This is a genomic window from Mycobacterium sp. (genome assembly GCF_050701675.1).
GTDB lineage: Bacteria > Actinomycetota > Actinomycetes > Mycobacteriales > Mycobacteriaceae > Mycobacterium.
On the sequence record NZ_JBOGDD010000253.1, the window covers coordinates 1 to 4,158 of the forward strand.

Annotated in this window: 3 protein-coding genes; all 3 read left to right on the top strand. The window is 64.8% G+C overall.

Annotated features, from left to right (window positions below; translation table 11 throughout):
• A partial coding sequence (locus ACRDUX_RS07255) for a hypothetical protein (RefSeq protein ID WP_526412413.1) occupies positions 1-197 on the top strand: 197 nt, incomplete at its 5' end.
• Positions 155-3,199 carry an MMPL/RND family transporter gene (locus ACRDUX_RS07260; protein ID WP_526412416.1) on the top strand — a complete coding sequence of 1,015 codons (3,045 nt, stop codon included), beginning with the start codon at positions 155-157 and terminating at the stop codon, positions 3,197-3,199. The genes ACRDUX_RS07255 and ACRDUX_RS07260, both read left to right, overlap by 43 nt.
• 53 nt (positions 3,200-3,252) lie before the next feature.
• Positions 3,253-4,158, top strand: a 906-nt coding sequence (locus tag ACRDUX_RS07265) for a PE-PPE domain-containing protein (protein ID WP_526412415.1), incomplete at its 3' end; no start/stop codon positions are given.

Below are 4,158 nucleotides of genomic sequence, written 5' to 3' on the forward strand. Positions count from 1 at the left end.
CCGCCGGGGCTCCCACCGCCCTGCGCATCACGCCCGTGGTCGGTCCCTCCGGCCAGTGGCGCGCGGACGGGTCGGACATCGCCATGTTCGACGTCGAAGTCGTTGATTCCGCGGGCAACCGCTGCCCGACGTGGGAGGACACCGTGACCTTCAGCTGCAGCGGCCAGGGCACCTTTTTGGGCGGCTACAACGGCTAGCCGATCTCGTGGTGCGGTGGCCATGGGTGGTGATAGGGGTGTGGATCGCAATTGCGGTCGCCCTGCCGCTGAGCTTCCCATCGCTGGGCGAGATGGCGCAGAAGCATCCGCTGGCCATCTTGCCCAGCGATGCGCCGTCGAGTGTCACCGCCAAGAAGATGACAGAGGCGTTTCAGGAACCGGGTAACGACGACCTCCTGTTGGTGACGTTGACCAACGAGAACGGGCTCGGACCCGCCGACGAGGCCACCTACCGCAAGCTCGTCGACGCGCTGCACGATGACCAGGCAGACGTGGTGACGGTGCAGGACTTCGTCAACACGCCACAACTGCGACAGTTCCTGACGAGTGAGGACAAGAAGACCTGGGTGTTGCCGGTCGGGCTCGCGGGCGAGTTGGGCACGCCGCGGTCCTTCGACTCGTTCAACCGAGTGGCCGACATCGTCGAACGCAGTATCCCCAAAAACGACGGCACCGGCGCCCAACTGGAGGTGCACGTCACCGGGCCAGCGGCCACAGTCGCGGACCTCACCGTCGCGGGAGAAAAGGACCGCCTGCCGATCGAGCTCGCGATCGGCGTCCTGGTGCTGTTGGTGCTGTTGCTGGTCTACCGCAGCGCCGTCACCATGCTGCTGCCGCTGGTGACGATCGGGTCGTCCCTGGTGATCGCACAGGCGGTGGTGGCGGGCTTCTCCGAGTTGACCGGGTCGGGCGTCTCGAACCAGTCCATCGTGTTCCTGAGCGCCATCATGGCGGGTGCGGGAACGGACTACGCGGTCTTCCTCATCAGCCGCTATCACGACTACGTGCGGTCGGGGATGGACTCCAACCGGGCGGTCAAGGCGGCGATGATCTCGATCGGCAAGGTGATCACCGCATCCGCCACCACGGTGGGGATCACCTTTCTCCTGTTGAGCTTCGCCAAGATGGGCGTGTTCAGAACGGTCGGCATCTCGTCGGCGATTGGCATCGGCGTCGCATACCTGGCCGGAGTGACGCTGCTGCCGGCAATCCTGGTGCTCGCCGGACCGCGTGGCTGGGTCAAGCCACGGCGTGAACTGACGGCTCGGTTCTGGCGACGCTCCGGCATCCGTATCGTGCGCAGGCCGGTGCCACATCTGGTTGCCAGTGTGCTCGTCCTGGCGATCCTGGCCAGTTTCGCGATCTTCGCCAAATACAATTACGACGATCGGAAGGTCGTCTCGGCGTCGGCGCCGAGTTCGATCGGGTACGCGGCGCTGGAACGCCACTTCCCCATCGCTCAGTCCATCCCCGAATACATCCTCATTCAGTCACCGCAAGACCTGCGCACCCCGCGGGCGCTCGCGGACTTGGAACAGCTGGCCTCGCGCGTCGCACAGCTGCCGAACGTCGGCCTGGTCAGCGGCATCACCCGACCGCTTGGAGACGTGCCGCAGGAATTCAGGGCCACCTATCAAGCCGGGCTCGTCGGCAACCGACTGGCGGGCGGCTCCGACCAGATCAACCAGCGCACCGGCGACCTCAACCGACTGGCGACCGGGGCCAACACGCTGGCAGGCAGCCTCAGCGACGTGCGTGCGCAGGTCAACCGGATCGTGCCGAGTATCCAGAGTCTGGTCACCGAGTTCACCTCGATGAGAACCCAATACGGTGGCGACAAGCTGGTGAAGGACGTCGACACCGCCGCCAAGCTCGTCGACAGCATCAACGCGCTCGGCAATTCCATGGGTGTGAACTTCACCGCAGCCAAGGACTTCTTCGCGTGGATAGGCCCGGTGCTGACGGCGCTGCAGGGCAACCCGATCTGTGACCTCGACACCTCCTGCAGCAACACCCGCAGCCAGTTCGAGCAGATGGTCGACCCCCGCAATCGAGGCAACCTCGACCAGATCAACGACCTCGCGCACCAGTTCCAGGGTTTCGGTGACAAGCAGACCCTCAACGCGACGGTGAACAAGCTCAACGGTGCGCTCGCCAACGTCGCCAAGGCGGTCAACGAGATGGGCCTGAACAAGCCCGGCGGCCCGCAGTCGGGCCTGAACCAGCTGAAGCAGAACGCCGACCGCCTGGCGGGCGGAAGCAAGCAGGTGGCAGGCGGCGTGGACCAACTCGTCGATCAGATCAAACTGGTGGCGTCCGGACTCAACGAGGCATCGGCCTTTCTCTTGACGATGAAGGACAACGCCGCGGACCCGTCACAGGCGGGGTTCAACATTCCGGAACAAGTGCTGGGACTACCGGATTTCCAGAAGGCCGCCAAGGCGTTCATCTCACCGGACGGCCACTCGGTGCGGTACTTGGTGCAGACCAAACTGAACCCGTTCAGCTCCGAGGCGATGGATCAGGTCAACGAGATCAGTGACACCGCTCGGGGTGCCCAGCCGAACACCACACTGTCCGACGCCACGATATCGATGGGCGGTTTCCCGGCCGCCCTGCGGGACACCCGTGACTACTACGAGCACGACATCCGATTCATCATCTTCGCGACCCTCATCGTCGTGCTGCTGACGCTGATGGTGCTGCTGCGTGCGATCATCGCACCGCTCTATCTCGTTGGGTCCGTGGTGATCTCGTATTTCGCGGCGATCGGCGTCGGCGTCTTGACGTTTCAAATCATCCTCGGCCAGCAGTTGCATTGGAGCGTGCCCCCGTTGGCCTTCGTGGTGCTGGTCGCGGTGGGCGCCGACTACAACATGCTCTTGGTGTCGCGAATGCGGGACGAGTCTGCGCACAGCATGCGGTACGGCATCATCCGCACCCTGGGTTCGACGGGCGGCGTGATCACCGCGGCCGGACTGATCTTCGCTGCCTCGATGGGTGGGCTCTTGTTCTCCAGCATCGGCATCGTGCTGCAGGGCGGTTTCGTGATCGGGGTGGGCATTCTGCTGGATACCTTCGTGGTGCGCACCATCACCGTGCCCGCCATCGCGGCGCTGGTCGGACGGGCGAACTGGTGGCCGTCACGAGGGCCCACGGCGCCGCGGGCACCAGCCAAAGTCGTCGAGCCGCAGGTTTAGCAAGGACACACCATGTATGTGAAACTAGAGAAGCCGAGCCGTCAGGAGTAAGGATGAAGAAACTCCTCGCAGGATTTGCGGTGCTGGTAACTGCCGGTGTCACAGGATGTTTCGGCGTCGGGAGCGCCACCGCCGATGACTCGGCGACCCCAGGGCCGCCGCCTTCGCCCGCCGCGACCGGCCCCGCGGCGACGCCGCCCGCCGCGACGGGGCCCAACGCGACGGCGTATGCCCTTGGCGGAGCTCACGTGCTCGGCATTCCCTATGACGAATACATCCGTCTTACGGGCGCGGACTGGTTCCCCGGTATGAAGCGGGTAAAGGTGGACTACCCGGCGGGACAGGTGCAGGGCCACGTCCTGGAACGCCTGTTCCCCGGTATCGGCCCAATCGGTGAAAAGATCCATCCCGGGCTTGGGCTGGATGGGCCGAGCATCGGCGAGTCGGTAGACGAGGGAGAGCCAAACCTCGAAGCGGCCATCCGCAAGGGTGGCCCAGGGACCGCGATGGGGTTGTCCGAGGGAGCGTTCGTGCTCAACGCAGTGAAGGCATCGATGGCAAACGATCCGACCGCTCCGCCGCCTGATCAACTGAGCTTCGCGACGTTCGGCGACCCACTCGCGAAGACCCCGTTCGGCGAGAGCTTCCTGACTCAGATGTTCCCGGTCGGCAGCGTCGTTCCTGCCTTGGACTACCGCATGCCGCCGCCGGTGGAGAGCCAGTACCACACCGACCAGTTCGTCTCGGCGTACGACAGCATTGCCGACTTCCCGGACCGGCCGGACAACCTCTTCGCCCTCGCCAACTCGATCGCCGGCCTGGCCACCGGTCACACTGCGATTGCGTTCACCAACCCGAGCAATGTTCCGGCGCAGAACATCAGGACGACGGTCAACTCGAAGGGTGCGACGACGACGACGTACCTGGTCCCCGAGGAGCACCTTCCCCTGGTCCTGGGC